This is a genomic window from Vibrio sp. 99-8-1, assembly GCF_013114595.1.
Classification (GTDB): Bacteria; Pseudomonadota; Gammaproteobacteria; order Enterobacterales; family Vibrionaceae; genus Vibrio.
In genome coordinates this window covers 20,713-41,196 of record NZ_VTXE01000028.1, presented here as the reverse complement: position 1 = coordinate 41,196, position 20,484 = coordinate 20,713, and the positions used below count along the sequence as shown (strand labels likewise).

General features: G+C 42.7%; 17 protein-coding genes. 6 read left to right on the top strand and 11 right to left on the bottom strand.

What is annotated here, in order from left to right:
• Positions 1–17: 17 nt before the first annotated feature.
• Positions 18–2,288 carry a DNA internalization-related competence protein ComEC/Rec2 gene (locus F0227_RS15390; protein ID WP_171754134.1) on the bottom strand — a complete coding sequence of 757 codons (2,271 nt, stop codon included), beginning with the start codon at positions 2,286–2,288 and terminating at the stop codon, positions 18–20.
• A gap of 8 nt (positions 2,289–2,296) precedes the next feature.
• Between F0227_RS15390 and F0227_RS15385 the strand changes: the two genes are divergently transcribed.
• The gene (locus tag F0227_RS15385) at positions 2,297–2,806 is read left to right on the top strand and encodes a DUF2062 domain-containing protein (protein WP_171754133.1); all 510 of its coding nucleotides are present in this window, start codon (positions 2,297–2,299) and stop codon (positions 2,804–2,806) included.
• A gap of 144 nt (positions 2,807–2,950) precedes the next feature.
• On the opposite strand, the gene lolE is transcribed toward F0227_RS15385, so the two are convergent.
• Genes lolE through lolC form a run of 3 tightly spaced genes read right to left on the bottom strand, consistent with a single transcriptional unit; the run spans position 2,951 to position 6,129 of the window.
• On the bottom strand, positions 2,951–4,198 hold the full coding sequence (gene lolE, locus F0227_RS15380; RefSeq protein ID WP_171754132.1) for a lipoprotein-releasing ABC transporter permease subunit LolE: 1,248 nt from the start codon (positions 4,196–4,198) through the stop codon (positions 2,951–2,953).
• Position 4,199: 1 nt separating this feature from the next.
• Entirely contained in the window at positions 4,200–4,928 is a 729-nt protein-coding gene (gene lolD, locus F0227_RS15375; RefSeq protein WP_171754131.1) for a lipoprotein-releasing ABC transporter ATP-binding protein LolD, read from the bottom strand.
• Positions 4,921–6,129 carry a lipoprotein-releasing ABC transporter permease subunit LolC gene (gene lolC, locus F0227_RS15370; RefSeq protein ID WP_171754130.1) on the bottom strand — a complete coding sequence of 403 codons (1,209 nt, stop codon included), beginning with the start codon at positions 6,127–6,129 and terminating at the stop codon, positions 4,921–4,923. Before lolC ends, lolD begins: the two co-directional genes overlap by 8 nt.
• A 339-nt stretch (positions 6,130–6,468) precedes the next feature.
• On the opposite strand from lolC, the gene F0227_RS15365 reads away from it, so the two are divergent.
• The 4 genes from F0227_RS15365 to F0227_RS15350 all read left to right on the top strand — a co-directional run bounded on the left by F0227_RS15365 (position 6,469) and on the right by F0227_RS15350 (position 11,917).
• Complete coding sequence (locus F0227_RS15365) at positions 6,469–7,038, top strand: PilZ domain-containing protein (RefSeq protein WP_171754129.1); 570 nt, start codon at positions 6,469–6,471, stop codon at positions 7,036–7,038.
• 5 nt (positions 7,039–7,043) lie between these two features.
• Positions 7,044–10,511 carry a transcription-repair coupling factor gene (gene mfd / locus F0227_RS15360; RefSeq protein ID WP_171754128.1) on the top strand — a complete coding sequence of 1,156 codons (3,468 nt, stop codon included), beginning with the start codon at positions 7,044–7,046 and terminating at the stop codon, positions 10,509–10,511.
• A gap of 84 nt (positions 10,512–10,595) precedes the next feature.
• Positions 10,596–11,372 (top strand): peptidoglycan binding protein CsiV, encoded by a 777-nt coding sequence (locus tag F0227_RS15355; RefSeq protein WP_171754127.1) that lies wholly within the window; start codon positions 10,596–10,598, stop codon positions 11,370–11,372.
• Between the two features lie 5 nt (positions 11,373–11,377).
• Positions 11,378–11,917: a GNAT family protein gene (locus F0227_RS15350; protein WP_171754126.1), complete on the top strand. Its 540-nt coding sequence runs from the start codon at positions 11,378–11,380 to the stop codon at positions 11,915–11,917.
• Positions 11,918–11,968: 51 nt separating this feature from the next.
• Here F0227_RS15350 and F0227_RS15345 read toward each other — a convergent pair whose 3' ends face one another.
• The 7 genes from F0227_RS15345 to hinT form a co-directional block, all read right to left on the bottom strand.
• The gene (locus F0227_RS15345) at positions 11,969–13,258 is read right to left on the bottom strand and encodes an NAD(P)/FAD-dependent oxidoreductase (protein ID WP_171754125.1); all 1,290 of its coding nucleotides are present in this window, start codon (positions 13,256–13,258) and stop codon (positions 11,969–11,971) included.
• 397 nt (positions 13,259–13,655) lie between these two features.
• Positions 13,656–14,195, bottom strand: coding sequence for an alpha/beta hydrolase YcfP (gene ycfP / locus F0227_RS15340; RefSeq protein WP_171754124.1), 540 nt, complete (start codon positions 14,193–14,195; stop codon positions 13,656–13,658).
• A gap of 196 nt (positions 14,196–14,391) precedes the next feature.
• Complete coding sequence (locus tag F0227_RS15335) at positions 14,392–15,252, bottom strand: phosphotransferase (RefSeq protein ID WP_253822118.1); 861 nt, start codon at positions 15,250–15,252, stop codon at positions 14,392–14,394.
• Positions 15,253–15,312: 60 nt separating this feature from the next.
• Entirely contained in the window at positions 15,313–15,903 is a 591-nt protein-coding gene (gene lpoB / locus F0227_RS15330; protein WP_171754122.1) for a penicillin-binding protein activator LpoB, read from the bottom strand.
• A gap of 9 nt (positions 15,904–15,912) precedes the next feature.
• Entirely contained in the window at positions 15,913–16,302 is a 390-nt protein-coding gene (locus tag F0227_RS15325) for a DUF1425 domain-containing protein (RefSeq protein WP_171754121.1), read from the bottom strand.
• On the bottom strand, positions 16,299–17,708 hold the full coding sequence (locus tag F0227_RS15320; RefSeq protein WP_171754120.1) for a hypothetical protein: 1,410 nt from the start codon (positions 17,706–17,708) through the stop codon (positions 16,299–16,301). The genes F0227_RS15325 and F0227_RS15320 overlap by 4 nt, the downstream gene beginning before the upstream one ends.
• 27 nt (positions 17,709–17,735) lie before the next feature.
• Positions 17,736–18,086, bottom strand: a complete 351-nt coding sequence (gene hinT, locus F0227_RS15315) for a purine nucleoside phosphoramidase (RefSeq protein ID WP_171754119.1) — start codon at positions 18,084–18,086, stop codon at positions 17,736–17,738.
• A 248-nt stretch (positions 18,087–18,334) separates the two neighbouring features.
• Here hinT and F0227_RS15310 point away from each other — a divergent pair, with 248 nt between their 5' ends.
• Positions 18,335–20,326, top strand: coding sequence for a methyl-accepting chemotaxis protein (locus tag F0227_RS15310; protein ID WP_171754118.1), 1,992 nt, complete (start codon positions 18,335–18,337; stop codon positions 20,324–20,326).
• Positions 20,327–20,484 lie beyond the last annotated feature (158 nt).

The window sequence follows — 20,484 nt, the reverse complement described above, 5'->3', positions numbered from 1 at the left end:
TTGGGACAATAATCTGTCTATTCTACTCCCTTCCGAAGCATCTGCCTATACCAAGCCAGTGATTGTGATGCTCGCATTTCCGATAAAACCCAACCTGTGTTATCAAAATCAATATTTATTTGTCCGGACTGGCCGGTATCAAACCATTTTGTTCCGTTTTGGCTATAGCGCGCTTTAACTTCGCTACTTGGCAAATGCCATTGATTATTCTTTGCCACAGAAGCAATGGCAACAGATGGCGATACCGCGTTAATAAAAGCCATGGAAGAGGAACTGTTACTGCCGTGATGGGGAACCAAAAGGACATCTGCTTGCAACTGTTCAGGTTGACGAACCAACAGCCACTCACTGATGGTGGTGATATCCCCCGTTAATAAAACAGAAGAGATCCCGTCACTAATTTTAATCACGCAAGAGTGAGGATTATAGGCTCTGATTACCTGTTTAGGCGGCCATAACACGGCAAACTGTAACTGCTGCCACTGCCAAGTTACACCTTGAATGCAAGGCTGATATTCAGCCATCAACTGACTAGCATATTTATGTTGCGGTTTTAGTTGCTGCTCTACAATGGATTTGCCAGCCGCATGATCTGAATCCAGATGACTTAATATCAGAGTATCAATCTCTGTATGGCCTCGCTTCATAAGAACCGGAATAATCACTGATTGAGCAATACTGCCCTGCCCCCACCGATTACCCGTATCATATAAAGCAACTTTATCGCCACTGGTGATCATCACTGCCAGCCCATGTCCAACATCAAGGATGCTCACTTGCCAAGGCTGAACGGCTGAGTGATCAACGCTATTTTTGCCACTCAACATAACCAGACTCACGCTAGATAAAACTAATAGGTTATGCAGCTTCTTTCCTAGCAATCCGCGAACAATAAATAACAAAGCGATAAACAGTAAATTCACCCCAACACCACAGGGAAATGTCAGCCAGCTCGATGTTGCATATTGGAGACTAAACATTACAGGCGTTAATAAGTCGTCTAGTAAATTCCAGAAAACGGAGGATATTTCAGGGCAAATCATGGTTAGAAAAAGGCAGAGAAACAACAATGGAATCAATACGAAAGTAAACCAAGGAATGCACCAAAGGTTATACAAGGGTGCCATTAAGCTAATACCATCAAAAAACAGAATGGTAAAAGGCAACATTGCCAGAGAGAGGATCAACTGAATCCTCAACCACTTATTGAATCCGTACTGTTGATTGACATATGGCAGTCTTAAAATCAGATAAATAACAAATACCGCAGAGAAAGACATCCAAAAGCTCATAGACAATAGCGACAATGGGTCAAAAACAAGCAGAAGATTCAAGGTCAACAGAAAGATAAACCATTGGCTATAGTGCAGACGTTGCAAGTGGAAAAATGCCAATATAGAGCACATAAGTAGCGCTCTAACCGTCGGCAAACTAAACCCCGCTAACCACGAGTAGCTTAACGCCAACACCATTGCGCAGCCTAATGGTAGCCAATAACCCTGAGGACATACCCAGCGAATCGCAACACCTAACTTCCACCCAAAAACGAAAGCCATACCAATATGCAATCCCGAAATAGCCACTAGATGAATTAACCCGCTATTTTTAAGCTGTAACCATTGGGAATCGCTTATCTGAGAACGGTCACCAAAACTTAGTGCGGTTAAAATCGCTCGCTGAGGTAACAACTGGGACTGCTGCTGCATTCGTTGATGTAATACGAGACGATATGAGTTCGATGGCTTTAACAAATGGTTTTCAGCTGACGCCTGCAGCGCACCTTTTGCTTGCCAGTTTTGGCTTAGGAAGTATTTTTCTTGATCAAAACCTGCCTCATTTAACCTTCCGTTTACCTCTGTTAGTTTAACCTTGAGTTTCCAGTGTTCACCAAGTCGAAGTGGTGTACTCTGCGGGTAAACGAATTGTATACGAGGTCTAAATAACAGCGGAAGTTGCTTTCCGTTTATGGCATATATTTTAATTAAACTTTTATATCCGTAAGTTATTTGATCAAAAAAGCTTTCAACACGAGCATTTATGATAATATCTTCCCCTTCTTGGAAGAGATTTTCGATTTTTTTCTGAAAAAGATAATTATTGAATAAGATCACCCCAAGTGCGAGTAACAGTGGATAGCAGCATCTCAGGGAAGGAATGCGTATACTGCCAAAGAGAATAAGCGTGATAACCAGCCACCATCGCCAGTCAGGAGGAATTCCAACATATAAAGCGATGAACGCGGTAACAGTAAATATAACGAGATTGCAGTAGTTAAAATAGAGAGTCATTTTTCCCAATGCCAAAGAAGTTAATACAGCGTTTCATGCCAGATCATGAAGTCATCAAGCGTCAAAAGGCACTTAGAATATTTGGTAATTTGCTTTATAACCCAAATCTATGGTGTCTAAATCGTCGCTCAGCTTCCGGAGCTTTCGCTCTTGGTCTGTTTATGGCTTTTGTTCCCCTACCAAGTCAGATGATCATGTCTGCTGGGATGGCAATCGCGCTGGGTGTGAATCTTCCTCTTGCTGTTGCACTTGTTTGGGTCAGTAACCCCATCACCATGCCTATCATGTTCTACTTTTGTTATAAGGTAGGAGCCGTCATACTTCGCACCCCTTCTCAACATTTTCATTTCGAAGTATCTTGGGACTTTATTGTCAATCAAATGAGTACTATTGGGCCTCCATTCTTACTAGGCTGCTTAGTTTGCGGCGTCGTCTGCGCTTCGATTGGCTATTTTGGTATTCGAGGTTTATGGCGTTATTCAGTCGTCAGAAGCTGGCAGCAACGTAAATCAAGATAGCGTTTTTGTAACGGCTATTTGGAAGTGAATGTCTGAATTTCAGCTTGCATTGCAGCAAGACGCTGCAATGACAGAGCTAGTATCGCGGTTATAAGATCTCTCTCGGAAAACGATTAATACAAACATTCTCCGCGAAAACTGAGGTTATTTTGCACTCAATACTGATGCAGGATTCATCTGACTGGCTTTTTTGGCAGGATACCAAGTCGCTAACAAGCTAAGAATAATCGCTGTAGAAGAGACGATAACGGCATCAGATAGATTCACCTGGGAGGGTAAAAAGTCAACAAAATAGATATCTCCCGACAAAAACTGGTGTCCAATCGCTCGTTCCAGAAGCGATATTAATGTCGTCAGGTTGGCAGCCACCGCGACACCTATTACTGTTCCCACAATACTCCCCAAGACACCAGAAAGAACCCCAAGCCAGATAAACACGCGCTTTATCAAACCATCGCTGGCACCCATGGTCCGTAAAATAGCGATTTCTGCCGCACGATCTTTTACCGCCATCATAAGCGTAGAGACAATGTTGAAACAGGCGACCCCTATCACCAGAACCATCACTAAATACATGATTGTTCTAACTAACTGTATGTCTCGATACAAAAAGCCGTATTTCTGCTTCCAACTCTTTAAATAGACATACACAGATAAGTTACTGCCGATTTGCCTAACGATAAGCGGCGCATTAAAAACATCATCCGTTTTGACAGACACCCCTGTTACTTTGTTATCTAGACGACTATATTGCTGGGCATCTTGTAACGGAATAAGGGCCAATGAGTGATCAATTTGTCCTCCTAGACTCAACAAACCACTCACTTTTACTCGTTGTCGCTTTGGAGCTTGAACCTTAGTCACTGAACTGCCGGCAACAGGAATCAATAAAGTCACGTAATCCCCTACCTTTAAGCCTAAGTTATCTGCGATACCTTTTCCTAAGATGATCTGTTGTTGCCCAGCTTTAAAGTTTTGCCACACATCTTCGTCAATATAGCGGTTAAGGTTTGAAACCGACATCTCCTTTTGTGGGTCAATTCCCCTAACTTCAAGCGCTTTGATCTTTTGTCCCTTTTCCGCTAGCGCGGTAAAGCGAACATACGGTGCAGCAGCAACCACATTGCTGTGCTGTTCGGCAGTGGAAGCTAGCTGTTGCCAGTTCTCTATACCACCTTTAACACCTTCAAACTCACCATGAGGAATCACAGATAACACTCGGTTTTGTAACTCTCGTTCAAAACCGTTCATCGCAGATAAGCCAATAATGATCACCGCTACACCAACAGTGATACCAATGGTGGAAGAAATTGAGATAAATGAAACTAATTTATTTCTCTGTTTTGCGCCACTAAAGCGACGTCCGATAAGAAAAGAGAGCGATGAAAACACCTTAATCCTCCTTATCGTCGGTTAAGCCAAGTTCATCTGTTGATACAGGCGGATTTTTCGCAACAAGTAGGCCATCTTGCATATGCAACTGACGATCCATTTTCCCCGCTAATTCACCATCGTGAGTCACGACTAAGAAAGCGGTACCAAACTCTTCGTTCAATGCTCTCATCAAATCATAAATGGCTAATGCTGTTTTATGGTCTAAATTACCTGTTGGTTCATCTGCAAGGACTAGATCAGGGTTATTTACCACCGCCCTTGCAATCGCCACTCGTTGACGTTCGCCACCAGAAAGCTCTGAAGGTCTATGTGACAAGCGATGAGATAAACCAACTCTATCAAGCATCTCTGTCGCTTTTTTCTTAGCAAGGCTCGCATTCTCTCCCCCGATAAGTAGAGGCATAGCGACATTTTCTACCGCTGAAAAATCAGCAAGCAAGTGATGGAACTGATACACAAAGCCTAAATGCTTATTGCGGATCTTTGCTTGTTTATTGGCAGATAAGGCATGCAACTGCTGCCCTAAAAACGACACATCCCCTTCTGTTGCATGGTCCAGTGCCCCAAGAATATGTAGCAAGGTACTTTTACCTGAACCCGACGTGCCAATAATCGCAACCAGCTCCCCTTTATCAATGGAGAAGCTAACCCCTTTAAGCACTTCCGTATCCATTGAACCTTCACGATAGGTTTTACATATTGAACGGCATTGTAAAAAATCACTCATATCTTAAAGCCTCAGCAGGATGCACCGACGATGCGCGGTAAGAAGGAAACAGGGTGGCAAATAAGCTGAGCAATATCGCCAATAAAATAACAAACAAAATTTGAACAGGGTCAATGACGACAGGAAGTTCTCCTCCCATGGCAAATAGCGCAACTCCCATTGACTGTAGTAAGCCATTGAGGTTCGATGCCAACAATACGCCAAGCACACCACCAACTAAGGCACCAATGATGCCGCTACTGGCACCTTGAATCATAAAAATAGCCAATACCTGATTCTGCTTCAATCCTTGGGTCTTCAGAATCGCCACTTCAGACTGCTTTTCCATCACCACCATAATCAGTGCTGATATAATATTAAACGCCGCCACGGCAACAATCAGCCCTAGCATCAATCCCATCATATTCTTTTCCATGCGAACCGCTTGAAATAGCTCACCACGCTGTTCACGCCAGTCACTCCAGTGCCACCCCTCTGGCAGAGTATGTTCTGCAAGGGTCGATACCACAAATGGGTCATCAAAATAGAGCCGCCACCCCGATACGGTTTTACTGTTAAATTTCATTAATCGACCAATATCTTGGATATGACCAATAATCAATTGGGCATCAACATCTGATCCGGTATTAAAAATGCCTGCAACGGTGAAGTTTCTCTGACTAGGTATACGACCTAACGGCGTATATTGACTCGCGCTGGTGACCATCAACCTAACTTTATCCCCCATGGAGACTTTTAAACTTCGAGCTAAAGTATGGCCGAGAAAAATCCGATACTCTCCTGCTTGCAAATCAGAAATCGAACCACCAATAAGACGATCCGCGATAACATCATCATCTAGAGGTTGAATACCTAACAATATTCCCGCAGACAATTGCGCAGGGCTTTGTATTACCACCTCACTCCTAACCACAGGAGCAACTTTGGTCACGTAGGGTAGCTCCGCCAAGAAGGCAGGAGGAGATGAGGTCAATTCGGTTTTTTGTTCAGCTTGCTGAACTACGGCCTGAGGTAACACACCTAAAATTCGCCCTTTTAGCTGAGCTTCAAAACCATTCATGACCGATAGAACTGTGACTAAAGAAAGAACACCGATGGTGATTCCCGCTGTCGACATTAAAGAAACAAAACGACTAAATCTATCACCAGAGCGTCCTCGTAAGTAACGCAATCCAATATAAGCCGAAACAGGATGATACATAAACAAAAAAACCAAATAGAAATCAGCCTTTAATGTAACGGTTAATAGGACTTGTTTGTAGGTTTATTTGGTAGAATTGACAAGAAATATAAGAATTTATGCCATTGAAAAGTGACTTTTCTTGCTATGTGCGTTTAGTTAGCGATAATCAGTAGTTCTATAAGGCAGAATTATTACCCCCAGCTTACTTGATGATGCGGCTAAACAGCAAACAAGCAAGACCTCAACACATGAACAGCGTAAAGAGGTTTGCCGATACTAGCGAGCACTGCTACCACTTAAAGTAGCTAAAGGGGATATTGTTATTGCTCACACCGTTGAGCAACGAGGAAGCAAGGTATGGATCAACAAGAATTTTTCACAGTACACCATAAACTGACGGTCAATGTTGAACTGCTAAATGCAGAATTTACCTTGCCTAGTGAAACTATTTTCACCTCTGAAATTCCAGCGCCATTCATCGTCGCAAGCGAATTTAGCCAAGTGGATAGTCTGGCAGAAAGTGCCATCAACGAATTAAAGAACAGTGACTTTAAACACTTAATACAGCTCATAGAGCATCAAAACAGTAAATTAAACTTGCTGCTTACTTTTATGATATCTCAACAAGATGACGATAGCATTCGCAGCATTACGACACGATTCGGCGCCAGCCAGTTTACTTATATTGCTCCGCACGAAGTCGAGGTAGGTCAACTTGCTCGCGTTAAACTATTTTTAGACCATCCTGCGGCTGCCATCTATTGCTATGCAAAAGTGATTGACTGTCAACAGAGTGAGTTAGGTTACGAAGCCACATTAAGTTACTGCATGCTGAGAGATATTGATCAAGATTTGCTGATTAAAGCGGCACTTTATCAACAGCAGAAACTATTACGCCAACGATCAAAAGAACGCGAAAACCAATAAATCACATGTCAATAAATACACAACTATTCTCGTTACTCTCCCCTAGTAAAGCGGGAGATAAAAAACACGTCGGTAATCTACTGGGCTCCTCTCTACCGCTAGCAATTGCAGAGCTGGCGGGTCAACATAGCGGTCATACTCTGCTGGTGGTCCCTGATCCTCAGTTAGCGCTGAAATTACTCAGTGAAGTCGCGCAATTCTCAGCTGACGACGTGTCGTTATTCCCTGATTGGGAAACACTGCCTTACGATAATTTTTCACCTCATCAGGACATTATTTCTGATCGTATTGCCAAGTTGTACCAACTACCAACACAACGCTCTGGCATCACCATCGTGCCTGTCAGCACCTTACTACAAAGACAGTCGCCACGAGATTTCTTGATGCAACACACCCTTATGGTGAAAGCAGGCGACCTTTACTCTCTGGACAAACTACGCATACAGTTAGAAAAGTCCGGCTATCGACATGTAGATCAAGTGTTTGGGCCGGGTGAATACGCCAGTCGTGGCTCTATTATTGACCTCTTCCCTATGGGGAGCGACAGCCCATTTCGCATCGACTTTTTTGATGATGAAATCGACACCATACGAACATTTGATCCAGAAAGTCAGCGAACCATAGATAGCATTGATGAAATTCGCCTACTTCCAGCGCATGAGTTTCCAACCTCAAAAGAGGCTATTGACGAATTCCGTAACCGCTGGCGTCAACAATTTGAGGCACGCCGTGAACCAGAATCTGTCTATATGCAGGTGACTAAAGGGACATGGCCAGCAGGAATAGAGTACTGGCAGCCCCTATTTTTTGATTCAACTGAAACGCTATTTGACTACTTACCGGATAACAGCCAACTGCTAACCGTTGGTGCGATTGAAGAGGCGGTTGATCTGTTTCTTACCGACGTAGATTACCGTTTTGATCAACGCCGGGTAGATCCATTAAGGCCTCTGCTAGAGCCAGAAAAGCTCTGGCTGAAAAAAGACGAACTGTTTGGCTTATTTAAAGACTTGCCGCAAGTTCAATTAGACATCCAAGCAGCAAAGACAAAAGCGGGGCGAACAAATCCAAATATCGAGCCACTGCCCGAGCTCCATGTTCAACACAAGCATAAAGAGCCTTTAGCATCACTGCGTAAATTGCTTGAAAGTTACAAGGGTAAGGTTGTTTTCTCTGTAGAATCGGAGGGTCGGCGTGAAGCACTGCTAGAGCTTCTGCAAGCGATTAAGCTTAAACCCGTACAATGCGACGATTTAGGCCAAGCGATTTCAAGTTCACATCAGCACACAATGATTTTAGGTGCCGCTGAACACGGCTTCATTCACTCCTCTCCCGATTTTGCCATTATATGTGAGAGCGACCTTCTCGGTGATCGCGTTATACAGCGACGCAGAAAAGATAAGAAAGCGGTGAATAGCGACACGGTAATTCGGCACCTTGCTGAGTTAAAAACCGGACAACCTGTGGTACACCTTGATCATGGTATTGGCCGTTATATTGGCCTGCAAACCCTAGAGGCGGGCGGACTAACCACCGAATACGTTACTCTTGAATATCAAGATGGAGCCAAACTTTATGTTCCCGTTGCATCATTAAACCTAATTAGCCGCTATTCAGGTGGCGCAGAAGATAACGCCCCCATTCATAAATTGGGTGGTGAATCATGGACAAAAGCTCGCCGAAAAGCAGCCGAAAAAGTCCGAGATGTTGCTGCTGAATTATTAGATGTGTATGCCAAACGAGAGCTAAAACCGGGCTATAAATTTGCCCTAGATAGAGGACAATACGCCACATTTAAAGCCAGCTTTCCTTTTGAAGAAACCGACGATCAATCTACCGCAATCAATGCGGTAATGTCCGATATGTGCCAAGCAAAAGCGATGGACAGGCTAGTATGTGGCGATGTTGGTTTTGGTAAAACAGAAGTGGCCATGCGCGCTGCATTTGTCTCCACAGATAATGACAAACAAGTTGCGGTCTTAGTACCGACTACCCTGCTTGCACAACAGCACTTTGAGAACTTTCGTGACCGCTTTGCCAACTTACCAATCCGTGTAGAGGTATTGTCTCGCTTTAAATCCGCAAAAGAGCAGAAGCAGATATTACAAGACACTGCTGACGGCAAAGTGGATATCTTAATTGGTACTCATAAGTTGCTGCAAAATGACATTAAATTTAAAGATTTAGGTCTATTAATAGTGGATGAGGAACATAGGTTTGGCGTTCGTCAGAAGGAAAAAGTCAAAGCCATGCGCGCCGACGTAGATATTTTAACCCTTACCGCAACCCCTATCCCCAGAACCCTTAATATGGCGATGAGCGGTATGCGTGATTTATCCATTATCGCTACCCCACCGGCCCGACGATTAGCAATAAAAACCTTTGTCCGTCAAAACGATGATGCGGTTGTCCGCGAAGCGGTTCTAAGGGAGATCATGCGCGGTGGACAAGTCTACTTCTTACACAACCAAGTAGAAAATATTGATAAGGTGGCCGCTGATCTAGAAAAGCTTATACCAGAAGCGCGTGTCACCACGGCTCATGGGCAGATGAGAGAACGTGAGTTAGAAAGGGTGATGAATGACTTTTATCATCAACGATATAACTTGTTGGTCTGTACCACCATTATTGAAACCGGTATTGATGTTCCTACCGCCAATACCATCATTATGAATCGAGCTGATAACTTAGGCTTGGCGCAGCTACACCAGCTTAGGGGACGCGTTGGCCGTTCACACCACCAAGCCTACGCCTATTTACTTACCCCTCATCCAAAGGCCATGACCAAAGATGCGATTAAACGTCTTGATGCCATTGCATCATTGGAAGATTTGGGCGCCGGATTTACCTTAGCAACCCACGATTTAGAAATTCGCGGTGCAGGTGAACTGCTGGGTGACGAACAGAGCGGACAAATTCAGTCCATCGGTTTTACTCTTTACATGGAGATGTTGGAACAAGCTGTTGAAGCACTAAAAGAGGGGAAAGAGCCTTCACTTGATGAACTGTTAAAAGAGCAGACAGAAGTGGAGTTGAGATTGCCTTCGCTGCTACCAGATGACTATATTCCTGATGTAAATACCCGTCTATCTATGTACAAACGTATTGCCAGTGTGAAAGACATCAATGAGTTGGCGGAAATGAAAGTGGAACTGATCGACCGATTTGGTCCCTTGCCCGACGCCACAAAAAACCTGCTGTCTGTCAACGAAGTAAAACAGCAAGCTAGGCAGATAGATATTAAGAAAATAGAAGCACACGATAAAGGAGGCTACATCGAGTTTTACCCGGATGCAGGCATTAACCCTATGTTCTTGGTTAAAATGCTGCAGAACCATCCTAATAGATACTCGATGGAAGGGCCGACCAAATTAAAGATATCGGCGTCATTGATCGATAGAAGGGAACGAATTGGTTTTATTTCCGATTTAATTAGCCAGTTTCAACAAAATAGAATGCCAAAATCGGCTTAATAAGTATACTGGCACTCTTATTGTGAGCATATAATCATTATTGCGCTGAACGGACAAACACTCAGCGCCTTTTGTGGAGTTGAAATGAAAAAACTGATCTTATTGCTACTCGTCATCATCGCTGCTCCTAGCTATGCAGCTGAGCGACAATTTGATATTGAGATGATTATATTCAAGCGAGCGGTGAATCCTGAGCAAAGCAATGAAACATGGCCGAACAGTTTATCTGAAATAGATATCACAACAGCGGGCACGTTACAAAACTCCGCTTACCTAAATGGTAAAAAAGCGACACTGTTGCCATCAAACGAATATCAGTTAAATGAGCAGTTTGAGAAGCTAACAAAACACGCTGGCTTTGAGGTGCTGTTTTATAAGGCATGGCGACAAGGTGATCAGGGTAAATCTGCCGCACCTAAATTTAGAGTAAGAGCAGGAAAAGACTACTCAAACGACTTCAATCCAGACGGCAGCCAAAAAATCCAATTTGTAGATTTAACAGACGCAAATGGTAATGCATTAACAGAACAGACCATTGACAACCCTCTCTATGAATTAGATGGTGTTATTCAAGTTTATGTTCAGCACTACCTATTCTTAGAAGCACAACTCGATCTCAAAGCACCAGGGGTCAGAGATGTGATTATCGAGGATAAAGAGATAGAGCTGTCTGAATCGGAATCAAATGACACGGTACAAATTGGCAACCTAGAAGAGATCTCGCCAACCATTCAGGTTGAAGAGTTTTTAAAGAGCTATCGCCTTGATCAAAAACGTCGAATGAGAAGCAGTGAAACCCACTATATTGATCACCCTTTAATGGGAATCATCATTCAAGTTAGACGTGTCGCTGCGGAATAACCGCCGTGACACCTGAGTTTGAGATATTTACCTCACGGTTGCACTTGCGAATTTTGCGCAATAGCGACTCGCATCAATTTGCTGAAAAAGTATCATCATCGGCGTCTTTGCATACTTGGTTAGACTGGTGCCACCACCATTTTGACAGCAAAGAGGCCCATGAATTTATTGTTGCCAACCGCCTAAACTGGATAAAAAACAGCAGTTATGGCTTTGGTATTTTTGAGCGAAATAGCGACCGATTTTTAGGAATGGTTGCGTTAACAGAAATCTTTATCACATCCAATATGGCCAGTTTAGGCTACTGGGTTGCCGACCAACACCAACATTGTGGTTATGCCAAAGAAGCGGTTGATGCCATTGTTGAAATGGCCTTTGATCAAATAGGCCTTACCCGGCTAGAAATTGTGTGCGATCGACACAATCTGCCCAGCCACAATGTGGCTAGGTGTTGTGGTGCGGTAGAAGAAGGAGTAGCCCGAAATCGATTTATATTTTCGGGCCAACCAAAAGATGGTTTAGTCTTTTCTATTATCCCTGAATAACCTCAAGCCGTCATTTCAGCATTAAAACATCCCATCAACCTTTTTCATCTATTAATGCAGCTTTAGATTGGGTCTCAGTACCTTATTAATTCGTCCCACCAACATCATTAATGATGTCTTAATAAGGCCATGAAGCGCCATTTGATGCATGCGATAGAGAGAAATATACACCACCCTAGCTATCCGTCCTTCGACCATCATCGAGCCCTTGGTTAAGTTGCCCATTAAGCTGCCAACGGTGGAGAATCGACTTAGCGACACCAGTGAACCATGATCTTTATACAGATACGGCTTAAGCTCGCGGTCATTCATCTTGGCGATGATGTTTTTGTATGCCTGACTGGCCATTTGATGTGCAGCTTGTGCTCGTGGAGGAACAAATGAACCGTCAGCTTGGGTACATTGTGCCAAATCACCAATCACAAAGATGTCGTCATCACGGGTGGTTTGCAGAGTATCTTTCACAACCAATTGATTAATTCGGTTTGTTTCCAGTCCAGCAATGTCTTTAATAAAGTCTGGGGCTTTAATACCTGCTGCCCATACCATGATACTGGCAGGAATAAACTCTTCCTGTTTGGTGGTCAATCCATTTTCATCAGCTTTGGTTACCATGGTTGCAGTACGAACCTTCACCCCCAGTTTTGTTAGTTCGTGGTGAGCGGCTGAAGATATTCGACTTGGTAGTGCTGGTAATATACGCTCCCCTGCTTCAACCAAGCTCACATTTAACTTACTCGAGTCCAGATCACCGAAACCATAAGTACGCAGCTCTTTTATTGCGTTATGAAGCTCAGCAGAAAGCTCGACTCCAGTGGCACCGGCACCAACAATCGCAATATCGACAGTGCCTTGTCCTGACTTGGCATGCAGCTTTAAAAACTCATTGTTCATCTGTGTTCTAAAACGGTGCGCCTGCTCTGGACTGTCTAAAAATATACAGTGTTCTCTTACCCCTGGAGTATTAAAGTCATTGGATGTCGATCCCAGAGCCATGACTAATATGTCATAGTTCAGTTCCCTCTTTGGCAGCAATAAAGCGTTCTGTTCGTCGCGAATCTCACCCAGAGTAATGCTCTTTTTCTCTCTGTCGATCTGTTCCAAGCTACCTAATTTGAAATTAAATCCGTGATTCTTAGCATGAGCACGATAACTCAACGCATCCACACCTTCATCCAGCGACCCCGTAGCCACTTCATGCAATAAAGGTTTCCATAAGTGGCTGGCATTTTTGTCTACTAAGCTGACTTTTACACTGCTCTTTTTTGCAAATGTATCGCCAAGTTTTGTGGCTAACTCCAGTCCACCAGCGCCACCGCCAACAATAACAATATGAGTCATATAACACTCCAATTAAAGATAAATCTCGATACGTTTGATCCAAGATCAAACGGTATAAATCTGTTCCTGACTTTTCTGGGTGAGTACTTTTTCCTCACTCTTATTTATTCAACTAAAATTGATATAAATCAAATAAAGTTGAATTTTCATTATAGCCAGCAAATTGTATACCGCAACCATTTATTGAGTTAGATCACAAAACCACTTATTTTGGTGCCTATTAAAACGGACAGTCACTAAGCAGACAGTCACTAATAAGATATCGAATCGGGGAGTGACCATTTATTGGGTGGGAAATAACGGTAGGTACGACAGTGTACCGATCAAAAAAAACCAGACTATATAGTCTGGTTTCAATTCTTAATCTGCCATATTTCAGCAACAAACCACCGGCGAACTAGTTGTTCTTAAATGCTTTAATCGTTTGTAGATGCTGAGATATCTTTTTAAACTTATGGGTTTGAGTTTCATCCCATATGACTTGGTAATACTCTTGCAGCTCTTGCAGTGCTTTTTTATTATCTAAATCTTCATCTTGAGTAGATAGGATAACCAAGCATTGCTCTCTGTTTTTGTCTCGATATTGCGCGACACACTTGGTGGCAATATCTTCATACTCTTCTGGCCTATCAATCTTACCTTGCATATTAGTTTCTGGATGCAAATTAGGGTTAAATATAACTTGCTTAATACCACATAAAAAACCAATTCTCTCTGACCAATACCCGCCTAAACCAACACCACAAATAATTGGATGCGGATCATCTGATGCCTCAATTGCTTTGTGCACTTCTTTAAGTAAATGTTGCATATCATGCTTAGGGTGTAAGGTACTGTAATTTATAAATCTTACATCTTGATCGATAAACTGAAGTTGTAATACTTTCTCGTGATTGCCAGGGCTTGTTGAATCAAATCCGTGTAAATATATAATCATTGTACTTCTCCCCATTCCTAGCTTAAATCTACCACGATTAATAAGAATGTGAACTGCTATCACACATTTTTTAATAATTGTCCTAGGGTCTGTTGACCGTTCGAGACGATTTTTGCAGCAGTTTGCTGGTGCTTTATACTCGGCATTAGCTGCGAGGTGTCGTCATCTAGCCAAATCAGGTACGAGCACTTTCACACTACCGACCAATAACTCGTTCGCTAAGCACTGACAACAAACGTTCAGCATCCAGCAAATAACACTCATCTTGCCAAAGCTGATAAGCGAGTAAGTACCATAGCAGTGCCATTGTTTGATTGCGCGGTTGCCAGTGATTAACCCCTGTTAACCAATGATCAATCTCTTCTATTCCACGTAACTTGCAATAACTCGCAACCGCATGCGGCATGTTCAGTCCAGCAATATCTATCGTCATGGCTAAATCCATTCTTGGATCAGCCACTCCAGCATACTCCCAATCAATCACTTTTATCCCTTGATTGGTCATCACCATATTATATTGCCCTAAATCGAGATGACACAAACTTGGCTCTACCGAAGGAATGGTAGGTAATGCTCTGTATCTCGTATACAGTTGTTCCAACTGCGGCGTTTTGTAGTGACTCTCTAACTGCAACCAGTAACCATCCAGTTTTGCCGTATAACAAAATAACGGTACAGGTTTATTGGTAATATTGACGGAATGAATTTTACACAGCGTAGCGATTATTTCAGTTTCACCCATAGGGAACTGGTTAACATCTCCTTCCAACCACTCCACTAGCAAGCCTTTATCACTCAAATAGATGGGGTCAGGAGCAAAGTCATGCTCTTTTAATGATTCCAGCAGTTTCTGCTCGCGAACACGAGAAATAGCAAAACGGTGAGATATGGAAGAGACAGGTCGCCAAACATAACTGTTGTTATCGCTAGAAACTATTTTCCAGCAACGGTTAGTCAAACCTCCTGCCAATGTTTCTGCGATTAATGGTGGGGCATCAAAGAAGTCATTCAGTGACAATAGCGTTTCATCAAGCGATATCGCTTCATTCCATGACATTTTAGCCACTGAATTCCCTCTATTTTTAGGGTCTGTTGACCCTAGTTTCTAATCGCGCTGTTACAGGCCTAGTAAACTTTTTTCTTGCTGTTTTCGAATCTCAGTTTCATCTGCCCATTCAATTAAGCCACTTTCTAGATCCATCAGACGCATTGTCATTTTATAGTAAACGTCTTTCTTACTGCCTGTCTGCTTAACAATGCTTGCTAGGTTGCCATACAGCATATATTGCGCGCCAACCATTTTACCAAACTGAATAGCACTGCTCTGATTCACTAGTTCATCATTGTTTTGGAAGTTAAGCTGTTTACGTACCGACTCAACACGGTCCATATCTACAAAACGAAACTTGCCTGAGTTAAGCATCTTAGTACTAATGGTATCTGTTACTGACTCAGTATCGATATGTTCACTGGTTTTGTTTTTAATACGTTCAACAAAAACGATAGGACGATTATCTCGTGTAATCGCCGCAACAGAGCCAGACATCAGCATGCTATCTGTCATTTCTGCGGCAATCTTTTGTAAATCAGTCGAGCCAAAATCAATGGTGGTGGTTTCCGCTTCTTGCGCATCTCCGTAACTTACCTTAGTTGAACAGCCACCTAAAATCATAGCTAAGCCTAAAAGAGCAATAACACCTTTTTTCATTTTGATTCCTTATTTATCTGCTTGGCGAATTTGAACGCGGAATTGTTTGCCATTTGGGTTAATTGAGACCTCCGATATTGAAATAGTTTCGAAGCCTCGAATAATTTGTTGTTTCCATGCACTCTGTTTAGAGTTCACTTCTAAACCTTGATTGTCATACCAGTAAAACCGATATTGAACATGTAAATCTGCTTTGTACTGGCTTGTGAGCGTAACAATACCTCGGGCGTGATTTTCGACATCAACCGTCGCAATATTATCAATCGCAACACGCCCACCGAGTACGCTATCTCCAAACATAACGTTTTGAGAATCGCCATCGACTCTTAATCCAGCGGTATTTTTAGCACAACCTATTAATGCCACCGTAAACAAAAAAATCAGCGTAATTTTTTTCATTGAAGATTCCCCAGCTGTTTATGCCAAATGGTTGAACTGTTTCCTTGCCTAGATAACCAGACAAGTGTGGTTTGATTGGGTTCCGTAGTAATCGGATAAATATTATCAGCATAACTGAGTGTATGCTTGCCAGCGGCAACCACCGAACTGCTGCTATATACATTGGCAGGTAAGGTTTGCCAGCCCCGAGTGTCCGGCTGCTCAGTTAATACATTCCATACATTTATCAATAAATTACCAACATCATCCTTGTTTGACGTCTCACGACGAAGCTGCTCTTTTGCGATCACTCTTAGCGCTTGCCTAATTAATATAGTTGGCAGGCGTTCAGATAAATCTTGTTGTGCCATTACATTTACATTAACCAATTTGGAATGAGTAAATGCCTTACTATCCAATTTAAGCGTAGCAAATCGTGGCGAAACAGCGTTAGGGTAATACGGCAACGATAGAGTGTAGTATGCCCAGTCACCATTGGAGTATACCGGTAGAGACTGTTTCCAACCCTGTTTAGCGGACACAACGCCTTGTTCATCAATCACTATAATTCTAGACTGACCATCCGCAAGTCGCTGACGATTTCCATACTCTTTTGTCAGTAAAGCTAGATCACTTCTCATTCCGAGAGACTTCGCAACACGAATAGTGCCGTCTATTACTTCACGATTCTCTGGCATCACCGCTAAAGCCCGACGGTAATCTACATAGGCGTTATTTAACTCACCTGCGGTTTCATAAAGTAACGCGGATAAATACAATAAATAGCCATTTTGAACCGCTTGTAGTGAGCTTCCTGCATCTGGATAGTTGGCTAAAATGGACCCCAGATTGGGACTTAAGCCACTCTGCTTCATTTCGTTTTCAGCCGCTTCTAGCTCACTTTGACGTTCTGCTTTTGCTCTTTCTTGTACTTGGTTTGCTTTTCTTACTTCAACCAAAGCGCCTTCAAGAGAATTCTCTTTCAGATAGTTTAAGCCAAGATAGAGATGCAGAAAGCCAAGCTCATAGTCAGCAGGATGGTAGGTTTTTAAATTATCATTAATGGCTAATGAGCCGAGATCTTTTGCACTCTCACTAATGGAGATGGTGGCCTGCTCTTGCTGTTTTCTTACCGCCCATTCACTGCTTTCAAGATAGCTTTTGCTCTCCGAATAAGACTGGTTTAAGAAGGTTACCCTGCCCTTTTCCATATTATCCAGGATATCGCCACCCACCAGGTCAGGCAGTAGATCCTCGGCCTGCTGATAATCACCTAATTCAACCGCTCTATATACAGCGCTGTTTTGCATACTGTAATGGCTAAATAGATTGCCAGCAGAAATTGATGAACATGCGGTAATGACTGCAGCCGAAGATGCAACAAAAGCGAAGCGAACAACTTGCTTTATGCCTTTATTTTTCAACATAGTTCTTTCTTTAATCTTTGTTGAAATTTAACCAAGCAGCAGTGGGCCTAATGGTCGGCCACCAAGCAAGTGCATATGAATGTGGTAAACTTCTTGTCCACCATGACTGTTACAGTTCATGATTAAACGGTAGCCATCTTCATCAATGCCCTCTTCCTTGGCCAATTTTTTCGCCACAGTAAACATACGTCCCATGGTTAGCTCATCTTGTTCCTCAATATCATTGATGGTAGGAATAAGCTTATTGGGTACGATTAAAATGTGGCTAGGAGCTCGTGGGGTGACATCTCGAAATGCGGTGACCAAATCATCCTGATAAACGATATCAGACTTGATCTCTTTACGAATGATTTTACTAAAGATGGTTTCTTCGGCCATTTTATGCTCCTTACAGCGAAATTATATCCGGCTAAGTATGCGTGAAGGGTCTAAAAATCACAATTAAAAACAGTGTTCAATCACTGAAAAATTCATGTAGCACATGAATTTGTCATTAGTTTTGAGGTAGCTATCTCAGTATGCGCGCCGAAATGAAGCTAAGATGTAAACATTTATTAATGGGCTCAAAGCCCATATTTAAAACAGCTCATTGGCTGTTTTATGCTTTTTATAAGCGAGGAGAGAGAATGAAAGGTTCGGTAATCAAGCGTATGTACGCTGGATTTTTAGTTATTGTCATTATGTTTATAGTAACCATTACTATCATGCTTGGTGGAATCAATGATATCCATTCAAAATTCAGTACGGTAACTCAGCAATCACTGCCACTCGTCTCTCTCTCCAATCAAACTAGCGTGCAGTTATTATCCGCAGATAAAGCCTTTAAAGACTTCCTGACTACACAAGACGCCGCACGGATGGAGCAAAGTAGAAGTAGTTTCTCTGCGGCTCAAAAAGAGTACCAACAAATATCAACTCAGCTTGAAACGGCCAGTAAAGCCTACCCACAATTAAGTGATGACATTGAAAAACTGGCTCAACTTGAGCAACAATATTTTTCTGAAGCACAAGAGGCGATGAACAATTATCAAAAAATGTTCTCGAATCAAGAGCAAGTACAACAGTCTGTCCGCCGTTTTCAGAAGCTCACCTCTGAGCTAAACCTCGGTATGAAAGAGTATGTAGCGGGTCAAAAGAGTATCTCTGTCAAACTGGTCGCAAAAAGCTACTTTATTAAACTAAAAGATGCTGAAATTGCCACATCTGACGCATTGGCAAGTAGTGATACCGCATTCGTAAAACAAGCGGTAGAGAAGAACACCAAAGCGGTCTCTCATCTTAACTACGCATTTAATAGCTTACTAACACAAGTGCCGGCGATTCGAGGAAAGTTCGATGACTCAGTCGCGCAATTTACTCAAGATATTGGCAAGCCCGGCGGCGTACTTGATCAACATTTTGCTTACCTAACGGCCAAAAATGATCTCTACACCAACATTCAAAACCTAGCGACAAAAATTGATAACGGCATGGTATTACTCAATGAGTTCAACAATGTTGCTACCGGAGAATTAGAGCAGTCATTAGAACAAGCCGAGACCATTTATAACAACGGCATGCTAGAAGCGATTATTCTTGGCGTGGTTGTGATTATTTTGGCGTCAGGTATCGGCTATCACATTGCCCACAGTGTTCGATCTCCTTTAGCCCGTATCTTCGAGACACTGGAAGCCCTCGCTGGCGGAGATATGACGAAAAGGATTGATAACAAATATAATAATGAGTTCGGCCTTGTCAGCGACCATATCAACAGCTTAGCAAACAACCTTCACCAAATTTTAGTCAAGCTTAACGATGCCTCTGTTAACTTAACCGCAGCAGCGAGTGATAATCAAAACACCTCAAATGACGCGCAAAGTAAGTTAAATAATCAGCGAGAACAAACCGCAAATGTTGCCACGGCAATGACCGAAATGGAGCACTCCGTTGCCGAAGTCACTCAAAGCGCTCAGAGCTCATTAGAAAAAGTGAGACAAGTTGAAAAAGCGTCTGACACTGGCCGTCAAGTTATGAACCAAAATATTACCACCATCAATCAATTAGAAGGTCGCTTAAACGAATCTGTTGTGGCGGTTTCTCAGCTTAAAAACATGAGCAGCGAAATTGGTTCGATACTGGATGTGATCCGTGGTATAGCAGAGCAAACCAACTTGCTGGCTCTGAATGCGGCAATTGAAGCGGCACGAGCGGGAGAACAAGGAAGAGGTTTTGCGGTAGTCGCAGACGAGGTTCGTGTGTTAGCGCAAAAAACCACGGAATCAACGGAAGAAATTGAAGGTATGATCAATAACCTTCAGTCCAGTTCTCAAACCGCTGGTACCGTGATTGAAAGTTGTATGAGTGATATGGAGCAATCCGTGGCACAAGCATCCGATGCCAATAGTTCCATGGAAGAGATACAAGCGCTGATTTTGGAAATAAGTCACATGAGTAGCCATATTTCACAAGCAGCTTTAGAGCAGAGTGAAACGACATCTGATATTGCACGAAGCCTAGAAGATATCAATCATATCGCCTCTGAAAGCCATCAGGCCATGTCAACGATAGCAGATGTCAGTAACAATATGGCCGATCTCGCGCAGCAGCAAGATAACTTGGTTCATCAGTTCAAACTATAGAACTGAGGTATGTTGTAGAGAAGTTTTATAAGGATTCAATACAAATCAGCCTATAGATTGTAAGGAAAACGAGATATATTGGTAATATTGGGTGAATTAGTGTTAATTCACCCTTGTTTTTTTTATAGTGAATACCATATCGTTATATAGGTCTGTTG

What these genes read in the sequence shown, in the direction of transcription:
- F0227_RS15335 (WP_253822118.1), bottom strand. Translation starts at nt 15,252, where the DNA reads ATGTCATGGAATGAAGCGATATCGCTTGATGAAACGCTATTGTCACTG.
- F0227_RS15365 (WP_171754129.1), top strand. Translation starts at nt 6,469, where the DNA reads ATGGATCAACAAGAATTTTTCACAGTACACCATAAACTGACGGTCAAT.
- hinT (WP_171754119.1), bottom strand. Translation starts at nt 18,086, where the DNA reads ATGGCCGAAGAAACCATCTTTAGTAAAATCATTCGTAAAGAGATCAAG.
- F0227_RS15355 (WP_171754127.1), top strand. Translation starts at nt 10,596, where the DNA reads ATGAAAAAACTGATCTTATTGCTACTCGTCATCATCGCTGCTCCTAGC.
- F0227_RS15310 (WP_171754118.1), top strand. Translation starts at nt 18,335, where the DNA reads ATGAAAGGTTCGGTAATCAAGCGTATGTACGCTGGATTTTTAGTTATT.
- ycfP (WP_171754124.1), bottom strand. Translation starts at nt 14,195, where the DNA reads ATGATTATATATTTACACGGATTTGATTCAACAAGCCCTGGCAATCAC.
- F0227_RS15320 (WP_171754120.1), bottom strand. Translation starts at nt 17,708, where the DNA reads ATGTTGAAAAATAAAGGCATAAAGCAAGTTGTTCGCTTCGCTTTTGTT.
- mfd (WP_171754128.1), top strand. Translation starts at nt 7,044, where the DNA reads ATGTCAATAAATACACAACTATTCTCGTTACTCTCCCCTAGTAAAGCG.
- lpoB (WP_171754122.1), bottom strand. Translation starts at nt 15,903, where the DNA reads ATGAAAAAAGGTGTTATTGCTCTTTTAGGCTTAGCTATGATTTTAGGT.
- F0227_RS15390 (WP_171754134.1), bottom strand. Translation starts at nt 2,288, where the DNA reads ATGACTCTCTATTTTAACTACTGCAATCTCGTTATATTTACTGTTACC.
- F0227_RS15325 (WP_171754121.1), bottom strand. Translation starts at nt 16,302, where the DNA reads ATGAAAAAAATTACGCTGATTTTTTTGTTTACGGTGGCATTAATAGGT.
- lolC (WP_171754130.1), bottom strand. Translation starts at nt 6,129, where the DNA reads ATGTATCATCCTGTTTCGGCTTATATTGGATTGCGTTACTTACGAGGA.
- F0227_RS15345 (WP_171754125.1), bottom strand. Translation starts at nt 13,258, where the DNA reads ATGACTCATATTGTTATTGTTGGCGGTGGCGCTGGTGGACTGGAGTTA.
- lolD (WP_171754131.1), bottom strand. Translation starts at nt 4,928, where the DNA reads ATGAGTGATTTTTTACAATGCCGTTCAATATGTAAAACCTATCGTGAA.
- F0227_RS15385 (WP_171754133.1), top strand. Translation starts at nt 2,297, where the DNA reads ATGCCAAAGAAGTTAATACAGCGTTTCATGCCAGATCATGAAGTCATC.